The sequence below is a fragment of the Staphylococcus debuckii genome, from assembly GCF_003718735.1.
GTDB lineage: Bacteria > Bacillota > Bacilli > Staphylococcales > Staphylococcaceae > Staphylococcus > Staphylococcus debuckii.
Genome location: NZ_CP033460.1, coordinates 2,484,195 through 2,509,963 on the forward strand (window position 1 = coordinate 2,484,195; position 25,769 = coordinate 2,509,963).

The window sequence follows — 25,769 nt, forward strand, 5'->3', positions numbered from 1 at the left end:
AAATAACTGGAGGTCTTATATATTTCATTATGAAAAAATTATTACATCGTTGGTTTATTCAAGGTTTAAGTTATATGACTTTAGGGCTCTTCGGCTCTTTAATTATCGGTTTAATTATGCAGACAATTGGCAAACAGACGCTGATTCCTGCATTGAATTTGCATTTCTTAGCTGAAATCGGCACAGTGGCCATGGGCTTGACGGGTGCTGCGATCGGCGGTGCGATTGCGTATGGTTTAGGCGCGCAGCCTTTAGTGGTGTTCTCGTGTATTATTGTCGGGTCGCTAGGTTACGATAAATTCGGCGGCGGTGCGGTCGGTGCATTTGTAGCAACTTTAGTGGCGACAGAGTTAAGTCGTTTCTATGCGGCGAAAACGAAGGTCAATATTATTATTTCGCCTTTACTGACGTTGATAATCGGTGGCGCGGTGGCTAAGTTTATCGGTCCGTTCTTAAATGACTTTATGGTGTCGCTAGGTAAAATGATTATGTTGGCGACGGATCAACGTCCTTTAATCATGGGCATTCTGGTAGCTGTTATCTTCGGCTTGGCTTTAACAGCACCGATTTCCAGTGCAGCCCTCGCTTTAATGCTGGATTTATCTGGGTTAGCGGCAGGTGCTGCGACAATCGGATGTTGTGCACAAATGGTCGGTTTCGCAGTAACCAGTTATAAAGACAATGGCGTCGGCGGTTTGATTTCTGTCGGTATCGGAACGAGTATGCTGCAGGTTCCGAATATCTTGATGAATCCTGCGATACTGATTCCGCCTACTGTGGCGAGTGCGATTATCGCACCGATTATGACGACATTATTCCCGATGACGAATAATGCCGCAGGCGCAGGTATGGGCACAAGCGGTTTCATCGGACAGATTATGACCATTAATACGATGGGCGCTTCAGCCAAGACTTGGATATTAATTGCTGTATTCCAAATTATCTTGCCTGCCGTGGTCAGCTATCTGTTGTATCGCGTATGTAAAAATGCCGGCTGGATTAAAGACGGCGATCAGAAAATCAATATCGGTAATAAAAAAGTGGCAGATTAATGTGAAAAACACCCGGGCTTCCTCAGCTCGGGTGTTTCTATTTTCAAATCTTTATTTTTCAACGTTCATTTCTGACAAGAAGCTACGACCATATTCTGGCAAGGGCACATCAAAGTTGTCTGCAATCGTCGCACCGATTGAACTGAAAGTTGTATCACCGCTCAATTCATGCGCTTCTGATTTCAATTGAGGACTATACAGCAAGACCGGAATATACTCACGTGTATGGTCAGTGCCTGGCGCAATCGGGTCGTTACCGTGATCGGCTGTAATAATCACTAAATCGTCTTCTTGCAAGTTATCAATCAACTCTGGCAAGCGCTCATCGAAATCTTTGATGGCTTGAGCGTAACCTTCTTTATTACGACGGTGACCATACAAGGCATCGAAATCGACTAAGTTTAAGAAGCTGATACCCGTGAAGTCTTTTTTCACTACTTTAATCAATTGGTCCATGCCATCCATATTATTCTTCGTACGAATCGCTTCAGTCACACCTTCACCATCATAAATATCATTGATTTTACCAATCGCGATGACATCATAGTCATAGTCTTTCAATTCGTTCATCACTGTGCGGCCGAAAGGTTTCAAAGCATAATCATGTCGGTTAGAAGTACGTGTGAAATTACCTGGTTCGCCGACATAAGGGCGCGCAATAATACGACCGATCAAGTATTTCGGATCTTTCGTCAACTCACGCACTTTCTCACAGATGTCATACAATTCTTCTAACGGAATCACATCTTCATGTGCCGCAATTTGCAAGACGGGGTCAGCTGAAGTATAAACAATCAAGTCGCCCGTCTTCATTTGATGTTCGCCCCACTCATCAATAATCTGCGTACCTGAAGCAGGACGGTTCGCCACAACTTTACGACCTGTCATATCTTCAATTTCTTTGACTAATTCGTCAGGGAATCCATCAGGATACACTTTGAACGGCTGCATAATATTCAAGCCCATAATTTCCCAGTGGCCTGTCATCGTATCTTTACCAACAGAAGCTTCACTCAATTTAGTATAGAAAGCTTCTGGATGCTCAACCTTGTCTACTACAGGTAATGGCGCAATGTTGCCGAGTCCTAAGCGTTCTAAATTCGGCAAATCTTGCTCGAATCCTTCTAAAGTATGTTTCAAAGTATGGCTGCCTTCATCATTGAACGCGGCCGCATCGGGTCCCTCTCCGATACCTACTGAATCCATTACGATTAAATGTACACGTTTAAAGGGAGTTGTCATAATCACTCTCTCCTATCTCTTTCTGATTTTGAAAAATAATTATTCTGTAATCACAGTGTGAATCAAGGTCGGCGCTGTGCCAGACTCTGAAATGGTAATGTTGTCATAAATCTTCGCTTTGACATCATCAATATCTTCCTTATTGCTGTAAATCGTCATCAAGCTCTCGCCTGCTTCAACAAAATCGCCGACTTTCTTATGCAAGACTAAACCGACACTTAAATCAATGTCGTCTTCTTTCGTTTGACGACCGGCACCCAGCATCATGGAAGCAATGCCCATTTCATTAGCGACAATTTCCGTCACTACGCCGCTTTCTTTAGCCGGCAATTCACTTTGGTACTGCGCTTGCGGCAATAATTCAGGATGATCCACTACTTCAGGATTACCCCCTTGGTTCTTCAAGAATGTACGGAACTTATCTAAAGCTGCACCGCTCTCAATCACTTGTTGCAATAAATCGCGCGCTTCTTCTAAGGTCTCCGCCTTGCCTCCAAGCACTACCATTTGCGAACCTAATGTCATGACAAGTTCTGTTAAATCATCCGGTCCTTCACCACGCAATGTATCCCTCGCTTCTTTCAATTCTAAAGCATTTCCGATAGCATAACCTAAAGGCTGGCTCATATCCGAAATAATCGCCATCGTTTGACGACCAACATTATTACCGATCTTCACCATTGCATGCGCCAAAGCTTCAGCATCTGCCAACGTCTTCATAAACGCACCGTTACCTGTCTTCACGTCCAAGACAATCGCATCCGCACCTGCCGCTATCTTCTTACTCATAATAGAAGATGCAATCAAAGGAATAGAATTCACTGTACCCGTTACATCACGCAACGCATACAATTTCTTATCCGCCGGCGTTAAATTACCCGATTGACCAATAACCGCTAATTTATCCTCATTCACTAAACGAATGAAATCATCTTCCGCAATTTCTACATGGAAGCCGTCGACAGATTCCAACTTATCAATCGTACCGCCCGTATGACCTAAACCGCGACCGCTCATCTTCGCAACCGGCACACCGACTGCAGCTACTAAAGGTGCCAACACTAACGTCGTCGTATCCCCGACACCGCCAGTCGAATGCTTATCCACCTTCGTACCCTCAATTGCCGACAAATCAATTTCATCACCAGAATGCACCATTGCCATCGTCAACTCAGCACGCTCATCATTATTCATGTCTTGGAAATAAATTGCCATTGCCATACTCGACATTTGATAATCCGGAATATTGCCTTTTGTATATTCCGCAATCATCCATTTGATTTCTTCTGCTGACAACGATTCGCCGTCACGCTTCTTATCAATCAAATCCACCATTCTCATAAACCAATCACTCCTCAAAGTATTCTCTATAGACTGTCCAATGTGACTGTAATTCACTCCTATTTTACCACGTCCATACCAGTTTACCGCAACCTTTAACCCTTCTGGAAAGAAAGACTCAGAAAGCGAGGTACGCTTGAAGAGCTACCCTCTCTCTAAAGTTTTCTTTTCCCGAAATGGGCAGTGTCAGGGTTAAGCTAGGAGCGTTATGGGAATGGAGGTGTATAATTAGAGAAATGATGTGAGGAAGTGTTGTTATGGAAGCGGTGCGTATCCACAAGTATAGTAAAAGTATTCGGCCTCAATTAGATGAGGTGGCTGTGCCTGAGGTACAAGAGAATGAGGTATTGGTCAAGATTCATGCGGCGAGTGTGAATCCGATTGATTTTAAGGCGGCGCAAGGGGGTATCATGCGTTTGTTCTTTAATGAAAAGACGCCTTATGTGATGGGCCATGATTTCGCGGGGGAAGTGGTTCAGACGGGCAAATGTGTGACGAAGTTTCATGTCGGTGAAGCGGTTTACGGAATGAGAATCGGCGCATTTGCGGAGTATATTGCGGTCACGGAAAATCAATTGGCGACGATGCCGTCGAATTTGAGTTATGAGGAAGCGGCCGCGTTACCAATGGCGGGCTTGACTTCTTATCAAGCGCTGCATGATTATATGCATTTAAGTGCGGGTCAGAAGGTCTTGATTCAAGCAGGTTCTGGCGGTGTCGGCTCATTTGCGATTCAATTAGCGAAAGTGTTGGGCGCTGAGGTAGCAACAACGACGAGTGCGCGTAATCGCGAATTTGTAGAGGATTTAGGTGCAGATAAAGTCATCGATTATCATGAGCAGAATTTTGCGGAGGTGTTGAACATTATGATGGTGTGTTCGATACTTTAGGCGGTGATAATTTAATAAAAGCGTTTAAAATTCTGAAACCGCATGGAACGGTCGTTTCGATTAATGGCATTCCAGATGCGCGTACGGCTGTGGAACTGGATTTGCCTTTATGGAAGAAATATCTGTTGAGATTCGCGGCTCGAAAGATTAACAAAGCAGCCGATGAACGCCAAGTGTATTATCGTTTTATTTTCACGCGTGATAGTCGCAAGGAATTGAATAAGATTAGAAAATGGGTAGAAGCTGAACACATTCGCCCAGTCATCGATAAGATTTTCGATTTATCTGAGACTAAAGAGGCGCTAGAGTATATTCAAGAAGGACATGCACGAGGTAAAGTGATCATCCGCGTCACAGAAAATGAAATTTAAGATTTAAAAAATACCGCATCATCCTATCTGTTGCGCCCTCCCTCAACTTGCGTATGCGCGACATGATAGATTCATGCGGTATTGCTTTATCGAAAATTATTGAATGCGGATTTCAGCTTCGTCTTCAGAGTCTGAGCCGTCTTCAATTGTAATGTGTGTACGTAATACTAAGGCATTTGTTTCTTTATCTAATGTGAAATTAGCGAGTTGGAATTCGAATGGTTTCTCAATAGATTGTGCTTTTTCAACGACTTGTTCGCTTTTAATTTCGTACATTTGCAGGTTCTGTTGCAAAGTTGAATTTATAGTATAATTTTAACAAAAAGGAGTCTTCTGTATGAACTATTTCAGATATAAACAATTTAACAAGGATGTTATCACTGTAGCCGTTGGCTACTATCTAAGATATGCATTGAGTTATCGTGATATATCTGAAATATTAAGGGAACGTGGTGTAAACGTTCATCATTCAACGGTCTACCGTTGGGTTCAAGAATATGCCCCAATTTTATATCAAATTTGGAAGAAAAAGCATAAAAAAGCTTATTACAAATGGCGTATTGATGAGACGTACATCAAAATAAAAGGAAAATGGAGTTATTTATATCGTGCCATTGATGCAGAGGGACATACATTAGATATTTGGTTGCGTAAGCAACGAGATAATCATTCAGCATATGCGTTTATCAAACGTCTCATTAAACAATTTGGTAAACCTCAAAAGGTAATTACAGATCAGGCACCTTCAACGAAGGTCGCAATGGCTAAAGTCATTAAAGCTTTTAAACTTAAACCTGACTGTCATTGTACATCGAAATATCTGAATAATCTCATTGAGCAAGATCACCGTCATATTAAAGTAAGAAAGACAAGATATCAAAGTATCAATACGGCAAAGAATACTTTAAAAGGTATTGAATGTATTTACGCTCTATATAAAAAGAACCGCAGGTCTCTTCAGATCTACGGATTTTCGCCATGCCACGAAATTAGCATCATGCTAGCAAGTTAAGCGAACACTGACATGATAAATTAGTGGTTAGCTATATTTTTTTACTTTGCAACAGAACCTTATAGGGGATAAAAAACAAAGACACAACTTATAAGTTGTGACCTGATTTGCTCTGTTAATTATGGTTCTATGATATTTGGTGTTTAAGTATAAGAATAGTGTTGATGAATTTTATCTATCAACACCAAATATCATAGGCCCCAAAATTGTCTGACCAGTGTTCGGATTAATTTTACAATCTACCTTTCATGATGAAGTGTTTCGATGACAACGCGGTCTTCAAATGATAAAATAGTGGTGCCCATAAAGGTCCTTCTTTCTAGTGGAATGTTGTGATGACACCATTAAAGACCTTTATGGGTTTTTCTGTCCACTAAAATGTTCAACTTAAATTTTACAATCTATCAATTTTACAATCTACCTAAAAATAAAACATTCACATTACATAGTCCCTAATAAAAAAATAACCGATGAATCGACAAATGACGATAACGGTTATTTTTTAACAAACTTTTTATTTTAGTATTCGCCCCAATATTTAGACATTGTTTGTTTACCAACGCCAGGGTTGAAACTATTAGTTGGATCATTTTTCTTATAGTGCTTGATTAAGGCCGGTGCTGCCAAATATAGATGCCCAACATTGTGTTCGGCTGGATAAACAGCGTGACGCTCATCCAAAATTTTAAGCATTTCTTTTTTAAGTTCATGCGCATCGATGCCAGGTTTTAGAATATAATCCTGGTGCATAACGTGATCAAGTAAGTGACCATAATAAATTTTGTGTTCTATTTTGTCTTCAATCTCTTTAGGCAAATGCTCGAACCACTTATAATCATTACTTGCCAACGCGATATCTAGTGGCAAAATGTCAATACTATCCTGTTTTAATTCTTGATATCGAATCGCAACCCCAGCTGTTACATAGCGGTGAGTTTCCGCTTTACTGGTCTCATTGGCATCGGCTTCAAAGTAGTCGCCACTGGCTTTGTCAAAATAAGATTTGAGATACTCTCGCGCTTCTTCAATACCATTATCAGCCATTTTCAATTGTAGGTAATGGTCGTACTTTTCGTAATAATCATCTAACCGCTTTGGCATTTGATTAGGAAATAAATTACTTAATGTTTGAAGCAAACGATCTGGGAAATAAGGTTTGAAAAACGGAATGTGCTTCAAAAAGCGTTCGCCCCATGCTTTTAGCTTAAACATTTGGGGCAAATGACCCGTACCAATTTTTTCAATCACAATTAGTGAGTCTTTACCATATTTCTTGGCCAATTTATAAGCATTTTTATGCATATATTCACCAGAAACAGGCAATTCTTTGAATGTCGTCATAATATGGCGACGAATATCTTCCAACTCATCGGGATTATTCGTTCCAATGTAAAACATTTGTGTTTTTTTATCCATTGGGAATGTATCTAAGCGGACAGCCAATGCCGCAACGTGACCGGACGATCCAGATACTTCATACAATTGTTTAGGATTTGCATTGTATCGAATAGGCTTATCAGATTCAACGTCACGCACAACCTGTTCATGATGGAACATTGAACCATGATGTTCAGTAGCTGGTACTTGATTCAAATCAAAATTGCGGTTCTGCAAATTAGTAATAATCTCTTCGGGCGTTTTGCCCAAATCAATGCCTAAATGGTTAACTAAGTGCATTTCGTCATGTTCATCAATCCAAACATACAATGATAGCTCTGTATAAGCTGGACCTCTTCTGATCAAAGCACCACCAGAATTGTTGTTAATACCACCAATGACCGATGCACCCAAATTAGATGAGCCAATGACTGAATGTGGTTCACGTTTAAGTGGTCGCAATTCATTTTCTAAGTGAAACAGTGTCGTACCGGGGAATGCTAGTACTTGTTCCCCATTATTGATTAACTGTAAATCTTTAATTTTCATGCCGTTCACAACAACTGCAGAACGGTCATAACCTGGGGCTGGTACGGATCCCTCAGTCAAACTAGTGTTGGCTGCTTGCATAATAATGATAATATTGTTATCATGCAAAACATTAAGCACACGCCACATTGCCATTAAAGTGGTTGGAAATACGACTGCAACTGCATCGCCCTTACCTGAGCGGTACCCTTTCCTAAAACGTAAAGATTTTGCCTTGTCAGTAATAACATTTTTTTTACCAACAACATTGACTAGTTCTTCGACTAAGTCCATATTAACTTCTCCCCTCTATAACGTTTGTAAAAAACGTTTTAATCATTACGCTTTCAATGATACGCTTTTTTTGGTTCTGTTGCAAAGTTGAATTTATAGTATAATTTTAATAAAAAGGAGTCTTTTGTATGAACTATTTCAGATATAAACAATTTAACAAGGATGTTATCACTGTAGCCGTTGCGTTGGCTACTATCTAAGATATGCATTGAGTTGTCGTGATATATCTGAAATATTAAGGGAACGTGGTGTAAACGTTCATCATTCAACGGTCTACCGTTGGGTTCAAGAATATGCCCCAATTTTATATCAAATTTGGAAGAAAAAGCATAAAAAAGCTTATTACAAATGGCGTATTGATGAGACGTACATCAAAATAAAAGGAAAATGGAGTTATTTATATCGTGCCATTGATGCAGAGGGACATACATTAGATATTTGGTTGCGTAAGCAACGAGATAATCATTCAGCATATGCGTTTATCAAACGTCTCATTAAACAATTTGGTAAACCTCAAAAGGTAATTACAGATCAGGCACCTTCAACGAAGGTCGCAATGGCTAAAGTCATTAAAGCTTTTAAACTTAAACCTGACTGTCATTGTACATCGAAATATCTGAATAATCTCATTGAGCAAGATCACCGTCATATTAAAGTAAGAAAGACAAGATATCAAAGTATCAATACAGCAAAGAATACTTTAAAAGGTATTGAATGTATTTACGCTCTATATAAAAAGAACCGCAGGTCTCTTCAGATCTACGGATTTTCGCCATGCCACGAAATTAGGCATATGTTAGCCAGTTAAGCGAACACTGACATGATAAATTAGTAGTTAGCTATATTTTTTTTACTTTGCAACAGAACCTTACCGTGGCATCAAGACTATTAAGAAAAAATCAAAGCTTAAAAGGAAAAATAGCAATTATAGACCCAGCTGAATATCATTATTATCAACCTTTATGGACTTTGGTTGGTGCTGGGGCATCGAGTTTAAAAAGTTCTCGTAAAGATATGAAAAGTGTTATACCTGAAGGTGTTCAATGGATAAAAAATGCTGTTTCAAGCTTTCAACCTGAAAACAATAGCATTATTTTAGGAGATAATTCAGTCGTTAGTTACGAATTTTTAGTGGTAGCCCCTGGATTACAGATTAATTGGTCTTCTATTAAAGGATTAAAAGAGAATATAGGTAAAAATGGTGTTTGTTCTAACTATTCACCTGACTATGTTCGCGAAACTTGGAGACAAATTTCTAAATTTAAACAAGGGAACGCGATTTTCACGCATCCTAATACGCCTATCAAATGCGGAGGCGCACCTATGAAAATTATGTATTTAGCTGAAGATTATTTTAGAAAACATAATATCCGTTCTAATGCTAATGTGATATACAAAACACCAAAAGATGCTTTATTTGACGTAGGCAAATATAATAAAGAATTAGAGAAAATTGTTGAAGAAAGGGATATAATTGTCGATTACAATTATAATCTTGTTGAAATTGACGGAGACAAAAAAGAGGCTACATTTGAACACATTAAAACAAACGATAGAAAGACAATAGATTATGAAATGTTACATGTAACACCACCTATGGGTCCCTTACGTGTACTTAAAGAAAGTACACTTTCAGATAGTGATGGTTGGGTAGATGTTAACCCAACCACATTACAGCATAAAAGCTACTCTAATATATTTGCGCTTGGTGATGCTTCAAATGTACCTACTTCCAAAACAGGAGCAGCAATTCGTAAACAGGCGCCTATAGTTGTTAATAATCTATTGCAAGTAATGGATAATGAAATGTTGACGCATCATTATGATGGTTATACTTCGTGCCCTATCGTTACTGGTTATAATAAATTAATACTTGCCGAGTTTGATTATAATAAAAAACCAAAAGAAACATTTCCTTTTAACCAGGCTAAAGAACGAAGAAGTATGTATATTTTCAAAAAAGATTTGTTACCTAAAATGTATTGGTACGGTATGTTAAAAGGTCTCATTTAAATAACAAGAGTGTGCAGAAAATAACCATTTTCTGTACACTCTCTTTTTATAGCTGAATAAGTAAGTATTTCATATATTTGAGTGTTCAAAAACTCAACAAAAAATCTATGTTCATAAAAGACTTCGTAATTAAGTTATGGTACACTTAAGGTGTATATAGGAGGTTTGCATTTTGAAAATAGGTTATGCAAGAGTTTCAACTGGGTTACAAAATTTGAATTTACAGGAGGATCAATTAAATACATATGGTTGTGAAAAGATATTTAACGACCATATGAGTGGTTCAAAAAGTAAAAGACCTGGTTTAGACAAAGCAATTGAATTTGCGAGGTCAGGAGATACGATTGTTGTTTGGAGACTAGATAGACTAGGACGTAACATGGAAGATCTAATCACATTAGTTAATGAGCTTAACGAACGAGGCGTGAGTTTTCATAGCTTAGAAGAAAACATAACAATGGATAAATCAAGTTCCACAGGACAATTGTTATTTCATTTATTCGCAGCGTTTGCAGAATTTGAACGTAATTTGATTTTAGAACGTTCTTCAGCTGGACGAATTGCAGCACGTGCTAGAGGACGCTATGGAGGTAGACCAGAAAAGTTAAACCAAAAAGATTTAAAATTACTTAAAACACTTTATGATAATGGTACACCAATCAAAACAATTGCGGAGCAGTGGCAAGTTTCACGTACAACAATTTATCGTTACCTCAATAAATTGGAGGACAAGGAAGATGAAAAACAAGGAGAAGTATCTAACTAATTTTTCTGAAGCCAAGCGTAAAGAAGCTACTCAAAAGTACAATATTATAAAACCTTTTATCCTAGGCGAACAATCTTTATCAACCATTTCAAAAAGTAAAGGTATTGCATTAAGCACCCTTTATAGGTGGAATAAGTTATATAAAGAACATGGGCTTAAAGGGTTAATTTATACGACAAGAGCCGATAAAGGAACACGTAAAATAGAGCCAAATATAATTGACAAAATTGAACGTCTTACACTTAAGAATAAAAGAAATAGTATTGCTACAGTTCATAGGAAAATCGCTAATTATTGTATAGAGAATAATTTTGATAAACCCAGCTATAAACAAGTTTATAGTGTTATTAAAGCAATGCCTAAGTCTGTTATTGATTTCTCTCACAAAGGTGAAAAATATTATCAAAATAAGTACGATTTAATACAAATAAGAGAATCCTCAAGACCCAATGAAATATGGCAAGCCGACCATACTTTGCTAGATATTTATATATTAGATCAAAAAGGTAATATCAATAGACCATGGCTAACCATTATTATGGATGACTATAGTCGTGCAATTGCAGGCTACTTTATAAGTTTTGATGCTCCTAATGCTCAAAATACAGCATTAACACTACACCAAGCAATATGGAATAAGAATAATACCAATTGGCCAGTATGTGGTATACCCGAAAAATTCTACACAGATCATGGGAGTGACTTTACCTCGCATCACATGGAACAAGTCGCTATTGATTTGAAAATTAACTTGATGTTTTCGAAAGTTGGTGTCCCTCGTGGTCGCGGGAAAATAGAACGTTTTTTTCAGACAGTTAACCAAACTTTCTTAGAACAACTTCCTGGATATATAAACAATAATGATACTCCTAGCGATTTAATAGATTTTCAAAATTTCGAAGAAAAATTACGATACTTTTTAATTGAAGATTATAATCAAAAAGAGCACAGTGCTATCCAGAGCACTCCTATCAATCGGTGGAACAGTAATCATTTTTTCCCTAATATGCCAAGCAGTTTAGAACAACTTGATTTATTATTATTAGAAATACCTAAATCTAGAAAAATTCATTCAGATGGCATTCATTTTCAAGGCTTTAGATACAGTAATACAAACCTAGCTGCTTATGTAGGTGAGTATGTATTAATTCGTTATAATCCCAATGATATGGCTGAAATACGCGTTTTTTATAGAGATGAGTTTCTTTGTACAGCTATATGTCCAGAAATAGCTAATTATTCAATTGATATAAAAGATATACAACACGCACGTAGTCAGAGAAGAAAACATTTAAAACAAAATATTGCTAGTCCAAGCACCACTGATTTAATTAAGGAAGAAAAAGATTATGGTTATTCACCTCAAGAAACGACTAAAAACGTCAAAAAATTAAAGAGGTATCATAATGACTAAAAATCAGAATTTTATTGAAACGAAAGAGTATAAACGGTTTGCTGAATTTTGCGACGCTTGTATTAAATATCAATATATTGGTATCTGTTATGGTCAGCCTGGTGTCGGAAAAACTTTATCTTCAAGATATTATACAAATTGGGATACTATTGAAAAACAAGTTAATCATAGAGGTTGGGAAGATTTAGCTAGTAAAACGACAGATGATATTTTATCAGTAGATAAGATATTCTATACTGCTCCTGCTGAAAAACAAACAAGATTAAGCAATGAACTATATAGCATTAGTGCAAGTATTGATTTAGGTCAAAAATTACATGTCGTAAATAAGTACGGCCACGATCATAGTAAACATTATAGTGAGACATTTAAATATATTAACCTAATCATAATAGATGAAATTGATAGGCTTAAAGTACAACATTTAGAACAATTAAGAGCTATCTATGATGAACGTAATTTAGCGATGATATTTATTGGTATGCCGGGCATAGAGAAAAAACTATCTCGTTATCCCCAACTATATTCGCGTATAGGTTTTGCACATGAATTTGATAATCTAAGTAAAGATGAGACACATCACATATTAGAATATAAATGGCAAGATTTAGGATTTGATTTAAAACTGGAAGATTTTACAGATTATGAGGCAATAACAACGATTATTAAGATTACAAAAGGGAACTTTAGGCTGATTCATCGCTTATTTGCGCAAATAGACAGAATTATGGATATAAATGGTTTAGATAAAATAAGTACAGAAGTCGTAGAAACAGCTAGAGATAGTTTAGTTATTGGTATTCGTTAGTAGAAAAGCACCGTACTCTATTAAAGTGTACGGTGCTTTTTCCCATTTATTAGATAAAACCATTCTCATATAGCAAGTAAAGTGACATAAGAGGTTTTTCTTGGATATCGAAGTCTAAAAACTTGTGTTATAATCAATGTATCATAAATACCAAAAAACATGAGTTTTCAGACGATGAGAGACGCGTTTATTTGCATCGAGAACTAGATTTCATTAATAAGTACCCATAAAACGATTAAAAGAGGTGGTATTCAAATGGCTAAAATTGGTTATGCACGTGTATCAACACAAGATCAAAGTCTTGATGGACAGATTGATACACTTGAGGAATATGGTTGTGAACGTATCTTTAGCGAGAAAGCGAGTGGTCGTAAAACTAAAAGAACGGAACTTGATAAGTGTCTAGATTATTTACGTGAAGGAGATATCCTAGTTATCTATAAATTAGATCGTCTTGGACGTACAACGAAACAATTAATTGAGTTATCACAATGGTTAGATGAAAACAGCATTGATTTACATATTATAGATATGAACGTATCGACTAAAGATGCGATGGGCAAGATGTTCTTTACCATGATGAGTGCATTTGCGGAACTTGAAGCTAACTTATTAAGTGAACGTACGAAGAAAGGATTAGAAGCAGCACGAGCAAGAGGGCGAAAAGGTGGAAGACCTTCATTACCTGACCACAAGAAAAGAGAGATTAAATTCTTATACGATGAACAAAAACTTACTGGTGAAGAAATTGCGAAACAAACAGGTGTAAGTCGATCGACAGTATATAGGATACTTAAGGATTAAACTCGATGAAAAAACATATTACTTAAGGCTCTTATAGGTATATCTAAATCATTTTATGAACATTGATTTTATGTTGAGTTTTTAAACATATTATATAACGATATGCATAGATTTTGGATTATGAAGAAAGAGTGTGCAGAAAACAGTTATTTTCTGTACACTACAAAATAAAAAAGTCAAATGGTATATACCCCCACGCCGTATTAAATTATTCAAAAGAAATTTTGTATTATCATTCGTTATTGCAATTTTAGTTGTAGCTATCGTTACAGGTTTGATTGTAAACATCATTATTTAAAGGAGGTGAGCTAATGGGAATTAAAGATGTATTAAATAAAATGAAACCTCAGGATCAATCATGCTGTTCGGTAGAAATTGAAGAAAAGAAAGAGAAAGATGAAAAAGAACAGCAAGACAATAATAATTGTTGTAACAATTAATTTAGAAGTCTGTAGAATATATGCTTCTAATAAATAAATGAACGACAAATTCCAATGTAATAGTATGGAATTTGTCGTTCTTTCGTTTCAGTTAAGAAAAATTATTTTGCTTGTTTAGTATTTCTTTAAGACTTATAACAAAAAGGCGTTAATTAAAAACCACATCATTAACCGATACGCAGAAGCGTGCCACAAATAAAACTAAAAAATAGGTTGTATATAACTCATTTTGAACTTGATTGAATATATAGTATATTTAATAAAATGCTTCTATTGTGGCGTAGAATTTGAGAATCAAAAAATGATTAATATAGTTTGAAGAGACTGAGCATAAATACTAGAAAAATGGCCAGTAAATGAGTTTACTATAAACTCATTTACTGGCTTCTCTAATAATTATCAAGACAATTTGCGTTTCTAGGCATACTTTGAAATGCGCTATTTTCTTTAAGAATATTAATATATGACTTGTGTTGGTAATGATAACCTTGGTTAGAGTGTATTGTCATGTGATAGTTAAGATTAGATCTTTTAATTAAAACATTGTTTTAAATATCGATGACAAGGTCTAATGTAGGACGTGTAGATATAAGGTTCGGAATTATATAAATCCATAAAAGGAGATAAATCGAAAACCTTTATACCCCGGGTGGGTATATGTTATAGTATAAGTAGCTTTACTATAACATTTTCATTAGGAGGGGTTAATTTGAATAATAATGGTGAAGAGCATAATCATCAAAATCACATGAATCATTCCAATCAAATGCATCATGATAACCATGCCTCACATCATCATAGTGGCCATGCACATCATCATGGAAATTTTAAAGTTAAGTTTTTTGTTTCATTAATTTTTGCAATACCTATCATTCTTTTATCGCCACTGATGGGTGTTAACTTACCTTTTCAATTCACATTTCCAGGTTCTGAATGGGTAGTGTTAATATTAAGTACAATTTTATTCTTTTATGGTGGTAAACCGTTCTTGTCTGGTGGTAAAGATGAAATTGCTACAAAAAAACCAGGCATGATGACCTTAGTTACCCTAGGTATCTCAGTAGCTTATATTTATAGCTTGTATGCTTTTTATATGAATAACTTTAGTAGTGCAACTGGTCATACAATGGACTTTTTTTGGGAATTAGCAACCTTAATTTTAATTATGCTATTAGGACATTGGATAGAAATGAATGCTGTCGGAAATGCTGGAGATGCTTTAAAGAAAATGGCAGAACTGTTACCTAATAGTGCTATTAAAGTTATGGATAATGGCCAACGCGAAGAAGTTAAAATATCAGACATCATGACTGATGATATCGTCGAAGTAAAAGCCGGAGAAAGCATTCCAACAGATGGTATTATCGTTCAAGGACAAACATCTATAGATGAATCCCTAGTCACTGGAGAATCTAAAAAAGTACAAAAAAATCAAAATGACAACGTCATCGGGGGTTCTATTAATGGGTCTGGAACAATACAAGTCAAGGTTACAGCTGTGGGAGAAGATGGATATCTTTCTCAAGTTATGGGACTTGTTAATCAAGCACAAAATGATAAATCTAGTGCTGAATTGTTATCTGATAAAGTGGCGGGTTATTTATTCTACTTTGCTGTAAGTGTTGGCGTGATTTCTTTTATTGTCTGGATGCTCATTCAAAATGATGTTGATTTTGCATTAGAACGTCTTGTAACTGTGTTAGTCATTGCTTGTCCACATGCTTTAGGCTTGGCAATACCTTTAGTCACTGCACGTTCTACTTCAATTGGTGCACATAATGGTTTAATTATTAAAAATAGAGAGTCTGTAGAAATAGCTCAACATATCGATTATGTAATGATGGACAAAACTGGTACTTTAACTGAGGGTAACTTTTCTGTGAATCATTATGAGAGCTTTAAAAATGATTTGAGTAATGATACAATATTAAGCCTTTTCGCCTCATTAGAAAGTCAATCTAATCACCCATTAGCTATAAGTATTGTTGATTTTGCGAAAAGTAAAAATGTTTCATTTACTAACCCACAAGACGTTAATAATATTCCAGGTGTCGGATTAGAAGGTCTAATTGATAATAAAACATATAAAATAACAAATGTCTCTTATCTTGATAAACATAAACTTAATTATGACGATGACTTGTTTACTAAATTAGCTCAACAAGGTAATTCAATCAGTTATTTAATTGAGGATCAACAAGTCATTGGCATGATTGCTCAAGGAGATCAAATTAAAGAAAGCTCAAAACAAATGGTAGCTGATTTACTATCAAGAAATATTACACCAGTCATGCTTACAGGTGACAATAATGAAGTGGCACACGCTGTCGCAAAAGAATTAGGTATTAGTGATGTCCACGCACAACTCATGCCAGAAGATAAGGAAAGCATTATAAAAGATTATCAAAGTGACGGTAATAAAGTCATGATGGTCGGAGACGGTATCAACGATGCGCCGAGTCTTATAAGAGCGGATATTGGTATAGCAATTGGTGCAGGTACAGATGTTGCAGTGGATTCAGGTGATATCATACTTGTTAAAAGTAATCCATCAGATATCATTCATTTCTTGACCCTTTCAAATAATACTATGAGAAAAATGGTGCAAAACTTATGGTGGGGTGCAGGTTATAATATTGTTGCTGTACCTTTAGCAGCTGGTATTTTAGCATTTATTGGCTTGATTTTATCACCTGCAATAGGTGCTATTTTAATGTCTTTAAGTACAATTATCGTTGCAATTAATGCATTTACATTAAAATTAAAATAAAAGAGGTAAATATAATGTATAAAAAAATGTTCACAATTTTAATTACGTTATTTTCTATAATGTTTATGGTTCCTAATGATACTTTTGCAGAAGGTAAGCACAACATGATGGACATGAAAGAAAATGATCAAAAGCGAAATGATATGATGGATATGAAAAATCATGACGAAAGAAAAAATTTGAATTCTTCACAAGGAAAAAATGAAATAACATTTCCCAAAGTTTTAGAGCCTAAAAAAGATAACAATGGTTATAAAAGTTATACATTAAAAGCGCAGAAAGGAAAGACAGAATTTTACAAAGGTAATTTCTCTAACACTTTAGGATACAATGGAAATTTACTTGGGCCAACTTTAAAATTAAAAAAAGGAGATAAGGTTAAAATTAAGTTAGTCAACAACTTAGATGAAAATACAACATTTCATTGGCATGGGTTAGAAATAGATGGAAAAGTGGATGGAGGCCCTTCTCAAGTTATAAAACCAGGAAAAGAAAAAACAATAAAATTTGAGGTTAAACAAGAGGCTTCTACATTATGGTATCATCCCCATCCCTCCCCAAATACAGCTAAACAAGTTTATAATGGTTTATCAGGGTTATTATATATAGAGGATGACAAAAAGAATAATTATCCTAGCAATTATGGGAAAAATGATTTGCCTATAATAATCCAAGATAAAACATTTGTATCTAAAAAATTAAATTATACAAAAACGAAAGATGAAGATGGTACTCAAGGTGATACAGTCCTTGTGAATGGGAAAGTAGATCCTAAATTAACAACAAAAGAAGGAAAAATACGTTTGAGACTTTTAAATGGCTCCAATGCTCGGGATTTAAATCTTAAGCTAAGTAATAATCAAAGTTTTGAATACATTGCTTCAGAAGGCGGCCATTTAGAAAAGACTAAAAAGTTAAAAGAAATTAATTTAGCTCCTTCAGCAAGAAAAGAAATAGTAATAGATTTATCTAAAATGAAAGAAGAAAAAGTCAATCTTGTTGATAATGATGAAACAGTAATTTTACCAATTATTAACAAAGAAAAAAGTACTAACAAAGACACTACTCCAAAAGTAGATAAAAAAATCAAATTAGAAGGTATGGACGATAATGTTACTATTAATGGCAAAAAATTCGATCCTAACAGAATAGATTTCACACAAAAGGTAAACCGGAAAGAAACTTGGGAAATTGAAAACGTCAAAGATAAAATGGGTGGTATGAAGCACCCATTCCATATCCACGGAACGCAATTTAAAGTTTTATCAGTGGATGGGAAGAAACCTCCAGAAGATATGAGAGGTAAAAAAGACGTTATATCTCTGGAACCTGGACAAAAAGCCAAAATAGAAGTGGTTTTTAAAAATACTGGGACATACATGTTCCATTGTCACATACTTGAGCATGAAGATAATGGAATGATGGGACAAATAAAAGTAACAAAATAATTTATAAGGAGAATTCAATATGATGAAAAAATTGAGCTCAATTATAGTAGCTTCAGGATTAGTATTATCAGCTTGTTCAACTGGTAACGAAGAAGAAGAAAATTCTAAAGATCAAAAACAAGAAAAACATATGAATCATAAGAGTGAAAGTAAAGCCCCAGATAATATGAAAAGTACAGATGACAGTAAATATAAAAAGGACGATAAAATAACAATTACAGCTGATCATATGCCTGGTATGAAAAATGCCAAAGGTACTGTGAAAGGTGCTTATAAAACGTATGCTTATGTCGTGAGTTACACACCTACAAATGGTGATGAAAAAGTTAATAATCACAAATGGGTCGTTAATGAGGAAGTTGCAGATGCCCCTGAAAATGGATTCAAGAAAGGTGATACAGTTAAATTAGAAGCTGACCATATGCCTGGTATGAAAGGTGCAGAAGCTCAAATTGATGATGTAGAAAAAACAACCGTTTATATGGTGGATTATAAATCAACAGAAAACGATGAGATGGTTAAAAATCATAAATGGATGACAACTGACGAACTAAAATCTCGTTAATGTCTATCATTTTAAAGCTTTAAAGTATTTAGTTAGTTATTCACAAATGCAATATGAACTCCCTTTGTTAAGTAGACAAGCAAACAAATAAAATTTATGGCTACTCTCATTATCGTGGATATGAGAGTAGCCATTTGTATAGAAAAATCAGGAGTTATTTTTGTTTTTTGCAATTTAACAAGTAAAATTACTGCAATATAAAACGGAAAGTGACAATATAAAACCTTAAAAAAACAACATTCATTACTGACTGATTAGGGCTTACCCTAATCAGTCATAATAAAGTATTGAATAAATTATCATTTAGATAATTTATTACGGATATCTTGTTTATCATTTTCACTTAATTCTGCTAAACAATGATAAAGATACTCGAAATGCAACAATAGTATTACTGCATTTTGTTTTGTTCCATACTGATTATCATATCCATGCATAATAGAATGTCTATTAATTTCATTAATCTTTTTTTCACCAAATTCAAAATTTCGTTTTAATTTAGATTTATAATATTCTTTGATTTTGAAGTAATCAGAATCAACATAATAATCATGATTAGATTTATACTTGTTTATCGTTTCTTCAATTATAATATTAAAGAGTCGATAATTAGTTTGTCCTTTATAATTCACTGAATTGAATATCATTCCTTCTAGTCTTGCTAGTAATGCAGGTATTACAAGATAATAATATTCCTGCTTATATCCATCTAAAATCTCTTTTAATATAGTAATATCTTCTTGAGGTAGTTTATAACTGATTACTTGGCTTTTTAAATGATTAAAATGAATTTCATCAAAATACCTTGTCATTATCAAATCAATATTTTCTTTAGTTACCTCACAATGATTTGAATTCATTTCAATATAATTAATAACTTCATTTATATCTACATAATCTATCGGTGGATAATCATAGTTAATAAAAATTGAATTTACTGTAGTAGCATTATCAATAAAACTATCTAAAGCATCTTTAAATTCATCTAAGTTAGGTATACTTTTAGCTAGAACTTCTATTGTTTCAGATATTTTCTTACTGTATTTAGATTTTATATCTTTTATTGTTTCGGACATTTTATTGGTAAATTTAGAATTTATATCTTCTATATTTTCATACATACTATTAAAGTTCAATTTATCTAGTATGATGTGTTCACTAAAATTTTTCTTCATTTTAAAATCCCTTCCTTATTTACATAATGACCGTTATCTACATTTAAAACGTATTACCTCCACTTCTCAGGGTTTAACTGAATTTTTATTAAATTAGTATATTTGTTTAATAGTATATCAATTTAATGATTTTGCATTCCTATCTACTATGGTGTTATAATGTACTTAACAAGGAATCCAGCATGGATACACCAATCCCCTCACTACCGCAAATAGTGAGGGGATTTTTGTAGGTGTGGCTATTGTCGCCTATTTGTCTTTGCGATTACGCAGCCAATGCGTAAATAACGCAATAATACAACCACTGATGACTGTGGTCGTGATGTGAACAAGGATTTCCAACATGAATAACACCTCCTCCCTACGTCAAATTGACGCCTGAGAGATAGGCGACTCCATTATTATACCATCTGTATCTTTTGAAGCATATGTACTTCCGATAAGTTGAATTATGTCATTCAAATCTTAAATGGGTGTATTTACTTAGATTGAAATAATACAATTTCTACTTTTCTTTCTGTGTATACATTATACATATGGAAGTTATACATGTGGAAGTTATATATGTATAATGTATACACATATATCATATTTGGTATTCGTATAATATCATGCTAGTATAATAAATATATATAAAAGGACAACATGCGCTAACATGTTGCCCCAATGAGACTGTTAAAAAGACAAAAATAACCTTTTCGAACCTGTCAAAGTTGGAAAGTTATTTTTTGGTTATTGCTAATTAATACTGAACCAATAATTGTGAGAACAACTAAACATGCTATTCGTTCATCGAATCTCCCTATTAAGTAGAACTTAGTAGGGAGATTTCGTTGTAATTTTAAATCAATTTACTTCAGGTCTTAAATTTGTCTTTTCAGGGGATTTTAGAACCCTCTCTATATCAATTTGCTTAATTCTGTTGATAATTTGTTTTTTGTCTTTATATCCATAATTTTCAACTCTATCTAATGTTAATTGCGTTAAAAATTTCACTGGATTTTCAGGATAGTAACTATCACCTAAATACCTTTTAATTTCTTTCTCTGTATAATGAATGAAATTTTCCTTAGCAACGACTCCCGTTAATGAATAAAATAAGAATTGTCTAGCTTTGTTAAATTCATACCATTTCACAAAAAACTCTCTAGTAAATTGAATTGCTTTTTTTATTCCTATATCTTTATGAGTTTTACCTTCTAAATAATAAAACATATATTCGTAGCAATATTTGGGAATCAATATGACGCTTTGTCTTTCTGAAAAATAATAATCTTTAGATAATTCTTCAGAGTCATGAATATTAGTATTTTGCAGAATATATGACCCAACTGATTGAGAATTAATGTTGTTCAGTGTGCGTAATGAACTTGAAGAAAGTAAATCAATATTTATATTCAAGTAATCACATAATTTTATAATATTACTAATACTAGGATCAATTTCACCTTTTTCCCATTTTCTATACTCTGCACTTGAAATACCCAAATCCTTTTCAATATCTTCAAATCTTATATCAAACTTTTCTCGATAATAATTTAACAAATTAAAATATTTTGTATCTTCTTCATCATAATCAAAGTAGTCATCTTCAAAAAGTTGTCTAATTTCGCCTAATGAGAATTCTATATTTTGTATTAGTATATTCATATTAATAGGTTCACGTTTATCATTAAATTTAGTATATCCAGCAGAACCTGTCTCTAAGTTTATAGGAAATTGTAAATCATTTTCATGATTATATGAACTAAATAACTCCAAGTTATCTAAGAGGCCCTTAGCTCTCCTAATAATAATACTGCTACTTTCTTTACTAACATCTCGATATAGATAGTCATAATACTCTCTCATTATCAACTCATATTGGGGAATGGCTACCCAATCATCATGTTTTACTAAATCAAATTTATGGATTATATCAGACAAATTTTTAAACGTTTTAGGCATCCACTCTGAATAGCCATGAAAATATTCTTCAATATTATTATCAATCAAAGTAATCTCTTCTGTGTTATAAGATTTCCACTGTTTTGTTAAAAATTGGTATATTGTCATATTAAAATATTTTGCAATATCATCAACGATACAATAAGTAAATGCTTTTTGATTAGATTCTAAAAATGTTATCTCCTTTTTAGAATAATTAGAAAATCCACTAAGTTCATTTAATTCTTTAGCCAATGCTTGTTTAGTTAAATTCTTATTTTTTCTTTCTAGATAAAGCTTTTGGGATAATTTCATATAATCCCCCCCTTTATAAAAATCATACACTACTTTTTCATAAAAATAAAATATTATAATTTTTAAATTTAAAAGCGTACAGTTACAATACGGTTTATTGCTCGCTTAAAATTAAGGGGAAATATGTATTTTTGGTTAATAAAAAACCTCCACAAGTCAAATACAGGTTTTGTGGAGGTTACTCTTATTTTGAAATATCAAATTAATTTTCATAAAATTTTTGTATAACATCTCTAATCTCTTCTTTTAATTGCTCATCTCTTTTATATCCCTTTAAATTAATATATTCAGCATCATCATTTACATACTGTAAAAAACGTTTAAAGGTATCCATGTATTTGGTAACTTCAAAATATTCCTCTTCTATATTTTCATAGTCTTCTTTCAACACTTCATCTTTGTTATGATCTACTTTAAATTGTATTTTAAGAGCTTCATTTTCTTTTTCAAGCTCATTAATTCGTTCATCTACCGGATAAACAGCTGTCGGCTTAATACGATTTCCTAATGCCACAAGCCTTGTATAAGCTGTTGGATTTAAGTTTCTATCTTCTGCTAATACTTTCACTTTTTCATACTCTTCTTCAGTTAAATTAATATTAATTGTTTTAGCTTTTTTATGATTCTTGCTTACCATTTCCACCACTCCTAAAATTAGTAATTACTTAGTAAAAAGTACATTCTTAAACTAAGTAATTGATTAGTAAACACTCTATCATAAATAACTAAGCAATTACTAATACCTTATATAAGAAAATCATTGATTATAAACAATGATTTAAGGACTCCTTTCGGGAGTCTATAAGGAGTCCTTAGACTCCCGATTTTTCTATCCCTTGTGGCGCAAGGAATAGAAGAATCATTGATTTTACATCGAAATGCCATGTAATATTACGCTAAAGTCAGGTTTTATAAATATATAAGATTGCTAAAATTACTGTTATGAAAGTATTTATAACAAATGAAACATTCATTTTGAACCCCAGCTATGCTGGGTGCCATCGTGATGGCATTGTTCACCCTTATCCTGTTGTCTGGGACTCCTTTTCGAGACTCCTCTAGTTGAATTCTTAGCCACATAAATGCATTTTCAATGTTCTAAAAGTTTAAATAACTCCCCTTCTTAAAACGTATATTAGGCTTCGTTTTTTATCATTACAAATACTACTAATAAACTTCCAATAAAAAATGACCTATTGCATTAATTTATAATACATGTAGATCATTTTTCACTCACAATATTATTTTTTAAAATTCATGTTATTTTTATATATTGTTAAGCTAGAAATATTCTGATTTAATTAAGACTTTGATGAATTCAAAAAAGAAGGTAAGTAAATTGAAATTTTAAGCTTTATAGGCTTTACCATTTTTCTTTGGGCAAGAAATGTAGACGCATCAGGCGCCATACAAATGACTGAATTGAAATGGGTTAATATTGCTGTTATAGGAACTACATATTTAATTTCTTTAATCATACAGCTAATATGGCTAATCATTAATTTAGTCTTTTCGAGAAAACAAAAAGTACAAGTACTGAATTAAGTAGACGGCTTGAAAGAACCTAAACAGTCCGTATTGAAATAAAAGATACCCATTTTATCTGGGGTATCTTTTTGTTTTTATATAGATTTATTTGGATTTTAAAGGGATATTTAGAGCCAAAACAAGAGGGCTTTCTATCATTCAACATATATCGAACGAGATTTTTGGGGAATAGATTTTTATAAATTCAATTATGTTTCAAATCATTTTAAAAAGATTGTTATTTCTATATAGCATCAAGACAAGAAGAAACTCGTTTCACTCGTTTCAAAATCCCTCTTGATTTTTACAGAAAAAATCTTTAATTTCATCATCTTTAATAAAATAATAAGCCATCTTTCCATCTTTCCAAAAATCAAGAACATCATTTTTATACAAAAGTCTCAAGTGATGTGATGTAGAAGCAACACTCATATTTAATATCAAAGAAATATCACAAACACACAACTCATTTTCCTTAATCAAAGATAATATGATTTTTAACTTCTTTTCATCACATATTTTTTGAAAAATACTAAGTAGTTTTTGTGATTTATCATCTTCTAAAAATTTCAAAGCATTATTCACTTTATCTTCATGAATACAGATCACATCACAAGCATTTGCCTTGCCCATATAAACCACACCTTAATTTAAAATATAAAATCAATTATTGTTTGAATTGTATTATTTTCAATAATAATAAATAACCCTAAACCAATATAAATAACAGCCATTATCCAACGACTAAACTTCTCTACAATTTCTCCAACACCTGAAATATTAGCTAATTTTTGTGCTGAATATACTAAAACAAAAATCAATATTAAAAATACAAGAAGAGTAACTAATAAGTCGACAATATCTAAAGTCACAAAGTAAGGAACAAAAAGCCCAATATTATCTGCACCACAACTAGCGACTGTAACCAAAGCAACAATACCGACTAATTTTGACAACCCTTTTTCATCCAATTCTTTTTTAGCTCTTTTTTCGCCCTCACAATCGTCATAAATAGCAACTTTAATACCTAAGTAAATCGGTATTAAACCTAATAAACCCAACACCCATTTTTCCGGAACATAATTCAAAACAAAAGCTAGAAATAAACTAACTAATATTAAAATTACAGAACCTAAATATTGTCCGATATAAATATCTCGATATTCTTTTCTAGTATTTGCTCTAGCAAAAAATATTAATAGTATTACCAACAAATCTACTGCTGTAGCAATATATAAAACAGCAGCAGTAATCACAGTCGAAAACATAAAGCACCTCATTCAAAAATATTTTTGAATGTATTGTAGCTTATATTTAGCAAAAATCATAGATGCGTGTTCTATTTTTTATTATCGTCTTGATAATCATAAAAATAAAACACTCCTTTTTAGCAAAATTTATCACAATAGTTATCGCTTTACAGGTCTATTTTTCATCGTTATAATCCAGTTAATTCTCGCAAGGGCGCACTTATGCGTTCTAAAAGAACGCGTGTAAAAACCATAATCGACCTTCGTCGATTTTTTTAATCTTAGTTTTAAGTAATCGGCGTTGTGGCGCAGATACAAAAATTAATACTACATCAAAATTTAACTAAGATTTAAGCTACTAGTTTTTTGCTAGTAGCTTTTTTATTTTTAAAATTTTAAATACCTTTATTTTGAATTTTAAGGGGGCATTTTAAAGATTTA

24 protein-coding genes and 2 pseudogenes are annotated in these 25,769 nt (G+C 33.7%); 16 read left to right on the plus strand and 10 right to left on the minus strand.

Features of this window, described 5'->3' with window-relative positions; translation table 11 throughout:
• Positions 1–29: 29 nt before the first annotated feature.
• Positions 30–1,052, plus strand: a complete 1,023-nt coding sequence (locus CNQ82_RS12030) for a PTS sugar transporter subunit IIC (protein WP_123145465.1) — start codon at positions 30–32, stop codon at positions 1,050–1,052.
• Positions 1,053–1,103: 51 nt separating this feature from the next.
• Here CNQ82_RS12030 and deoB read toward each other — a convergent pair whose 3' ends face one another.
• A complete protein-coding gene (gene deoB / locus CNQ82_RS12035) occupies positions 1,104–2,294 on the minus strand; it encodes a phosphopentomutase (protein WP_123145466.1) in 1,191 nt (396 codons plus the stop codon).
• Positions 2,295–2,333: 39 nt separating this feature from the next.
• Positions 2,334–3,635, minus strand: coding sequence for a pyrimidine-nucleoside phosphorylase (locus CNQ82_RS12040; protein WP_123145467.1), 1,302 nt, complete (start codon positions 3,633–3,635; stop codon positions 2,334–2,336).
• 257 nt (positions 3,636–3,892) lie between these two features.
• On the opposite strand from CNQ82_RS12040, the gene CNQ82_RS13320 reads away from it, so the two are divergent.
• Both CNQ82_RS13320 and CNQ82_RS13325 read left to right on the plus strand, forming a co-directional pair.
• Positions 3,893–4,525, plus strand: coding sequence for an NADP-dependent oxidoreductase (locus tag CNQ82_RS13320; RefSeq protein ID WP_240624891.1), 633 nt, complete (start codon positions 3,893–3,895; stop codon positions 4,523–4,525).
• Positions 4,510–4,896 (plus strand): zinc-binding dehydrogenase, encoded by a 387-nt coding sequence (locus CNQ82_RS13325; RefSeq protein WP_240624892.1) that lies wholly within the window; start codon positions 4,510–4,512, stop codon positions 4,894–4,896. Before CNQ82_RS13320 ends, CNQ82_RS13325 begins: the two co-directional genes overlap by 16 nt.
• Before the next feature lie 96 nt (positions 4,897–4,992).
• Here CNQ82_RS13325 and CNQ82_RS12050 read toward each other — a convergent pair whose 3' ends face one another.
• On the minus strand, positions 4,993–5,172 hold the full coding sequence (locus tag CNQ82_RS12050; protein WP_206125364.1) for a hypothetical protein: 180 nt from the start codon (positions 5,170–5,172) through the stop codon (positions 4,993–4,995).
• 61 nt (positions 5,173–5,233) lie between these two features.
• On the opposite strand from CNQ82_RS12050, the gene CNQ82_RS12055 reads away from it, so the two are divergent.
• On the plus strand, positions 5,234–5,908 hold the full coding sequence (locus CNQ82_RS12055) for an IS6-like element IS257 family transposase (RefSeq protein WP_001105987.1): 675 nt from the start codon (positions 5,234–5,236) through the stop codon (positions 5,906–5,908).
• 519 nt (positions 5,909–6,427) lie between these two features.
• Here the strand turns inward: CNQ82_RS12055 and dld are convergent.
• Positions 6,428–8,107, minus strand: coding sequence for a D-lactate dehydrogenase (gene dld, locus CNQ82_RS12065; RefSeq protein ID WP_070039771.1), 1,680 nt, complete (start codon positions 8,105–8,107; stop codon positions 6,428–6,430).
• Between the two features lie 128 nt (positions 8,108–8,235).
• On the opposite strand from dld, the pseudogene CNQ82_RS12070 reads away from it, so the two are divergent.
• The 11 genes and pseudogenes from CNQ82_RS12070 to CNQ82_RS12120 all read left to right on the plus strand — a co-directional run bounded on the left by CNQ82_RS12070 (position 8,236) and on the right by CNQ82_RS12120 (position 19,135).
• A pseudogene (locus CNQ82_RS12070) lies at positions 8,236–8,915 on the plus strand (IS6-like element IS257 family transposase).
• Positions 8,916–8,950: 35 nt separating this feature from the next.
• Positions 8,951–10,120 (plus strand): type II sulfide:quinone oxidoreductase Sqr, encoded by a 1,170-nt coding sequence (gene sqr, locus CNQ82_RS12075; RefSeq protein WP_070039775.1) that lies wholly within the window; start codon positions 8,951–8,953, stop codon positions 10,118–10,120.
• Positions 10,121–10,292: 172 nt separating this feature from the next.
• On the plus strand, positions 10,293–10,886 hold the full coding sequence (locus tag CNQ82_RS12080) for a recombinase family protein (RefSeq protein ID WP_123145468.1): 594 nt from the start codon (positions 10,293–10,295) through the stop codon (positions 10,884–10,886).
• On the plus strand, positions 10,858–12,300 hold the full coding sequence (locus CNQ82_RS12085) for a Mu transposase C-terminal domain-containing protein (RefSeq protein WP_123145469.1): 1,443 nt from the start codon (positions 10,858–10,860) through the stop codon (positions 12,298–12,300). The genes CNQ82_RS12080 and CNQ82_RS12085 overlap by 29 nt, the downstream gene beginning before the upstream one ends.
• Entirely contained in the window at positions 12,293–13,108 is an 816-nt protein-coding gene (locus tag CNQ82_RS12090; RefSeq protein ID WP_123145470.1) for an AAA family ATPase, read from the plus strand. The genes CNQ82_RS12085 and CNQ82_RS12090 overlap by 8 nt, the downstream gene beginning before the upstream one ends.
• A gap of 255 nt (positions 13,109–13,363) precedes the next feature.
• A complete protein-coding gene (locus CNQ82_RS12095; RefSeq protein ID WP_123145471.1) occupies positions 13,364–13,912 on the plus strand; it encodes a recombinase family protein in 549 nt (182 codons plus the stop codon).
• 205 nt (positions 13,913–14,117) lie between these two features.
• Positions 14,118–14,210: pseudogene (locus CNQ82_RS12100) on the plus strand (permease); the annotation flags it as partial.
• A 13-nt stretch (positions 14,211–14,223) separates the two neighbouring features.
• Positions 14,224–14,352 carry a hypothetical protein gene (locus tag CNQ82_RS13415; RefSeq protein ID WP_002473436.1) on the plus strand — a complete coding sequence of 43 codons (129 nt, stop codon included), beginning with the start codon at positions 14,224–14,226 and terminating at the stop codon, positions 14,350–14,352.
• Positions 14,353–15,061: 709 nt separating this feature from the next.
• Positions 15,062–17,122, plus strand: a complete 2,061-nt coding sequence (locus CNQ82_RS12110; RefSeq protein WP_164711974.1) for a heavy metal translocating P-type ATPase — start codon at positions 15,062–15,064, stop codon at positions 17,120–17,122.
• 14 nt (positions 17,123–17,136) lie between these two features.
• On the plus strand, positions 17,137–18,570 hold the full coding sequence (gene mco / locus CNQ82_RS12115) for a multi-copper oxidase Mco (protein WP_031926379.1): 1,434 nt from the start codon (positions 17,137–17,139) through the stop codon (positions 18,568–18,570).
• Positions 18,571–18,589: 19 nt separating this feature from the next.
• The gene (locus CNQ82_RS12120; RefSeq protein WP_002510756.1) at positions 18,590–19,135 is read left to right on the plus strand and encodes a YdhK family protein; all 546 of its coding nucleotides are present in this window, start codon (positions 18,590–18,592) and stop codon (positions 19,133–19,135) included.
• A 299-nt stretch (positions 19,136–19,434) separates the two neighbouring features.
• On the opposite strand, the gene CNQ82_RS12125 is transcribed toward CNQ82_RS12120, so the two are convergent.
• From CNQ82_RS12125 to CNQ82_RS12140, 4 genes are all read right to left on the minus strand, one after another.
• Positions 19,435–20,310, minus strand: a complete 876-nt coding sequence (locus CNQ82_RS12125) for a hypothetical protein (protein WP_123145472.1) — start codon at positions 20,308–20,310, stop codon at positions 19,435–19,437.
• Positions 20,311–20,559: 249 nt separating this feature from the next.
• Complete coding sequence (locus CNQ82_RS12130) at positions 20,560–20,655, minus strand: type I toxin-antitoxin system Fst family toxin (protein WP_011276848.1); 96 nt, start codon at positions 20,653–20,655, stop codon at positions 20,560–20,562.
• A gap of 501 nt (positions 20,656–21,156) precedes the next feature.
• Positions 21,157–22,551: a helix-turn-helix domain-containing protein gene (locus CNQ82_RS12135; RefSeq protein ID WP_123145473.1), complete on the minus strand. Its 1,395-nt coding sequence runs from the start codon at positions 22,549–22,551 to the stop codon at positions 21,157–21,159.
• A gap of 202 nt (positions 22,552–22,753) precedes the next feature.
• A complete protein-coding gene (locus CNQ82_RS12140) occupies positions 22,754–23,188 on the minus strand; it encodes a plasmid mobilization protein (RefSeq protein WP_123145474.1) in 435 nt (144 codons plus the stop codon).
• A 707-nt stretch (positions 23,189–23,895) separates the two neighbouring features.
• On the opposite strand from CNQ82_RS12140, the gene CNQ82_RS12145 reads away from it, so the two are divergent.
• The gene (locus CNQ82_RS12145) at positions 23,896–24,096 is read left to right on the plus strand and encodes a DUF3923 family protein (protein ID WP_228161203.1); all 201 of its coding nucleotides are present in this window, start codon (positions 23,896–23,898) and stop codon (positions 24,094–24,096) included.
• Between the two features lie 267 nt (positions 24,097–24,363).
• On the opposite strand, the gene CNQ82_RS12150 is transcribed toward CNQ82_RS12145, so the two are convergent.
• On the minus strand, positions 24,364–24,711 hold the full coding sequence (locus CNQ82_RS12150) for an ArsR/SmtB family transcription factor (RefSeq protein ID WP_037538777.1): 348 nt from the start codon (positions 24,709–24,711) through the stop codon (positions 24,364–24,366).
• A 17-nt stretch (positions 24,712–24,728) separates the two neighbouring features.
• Positions 24,729–25,346, minus strand: a complete 618-nt coding sequence (locus CNQ82_RS12155; RefSeq protein WP_037538780.1) for a CadD family cadmium resistance transporter — start codon at positions 25,344–25,346, stop codon at positions 24,729–24,731.
• Positions 25,347–25,769 lie beyond the last annotated feature (423 nt).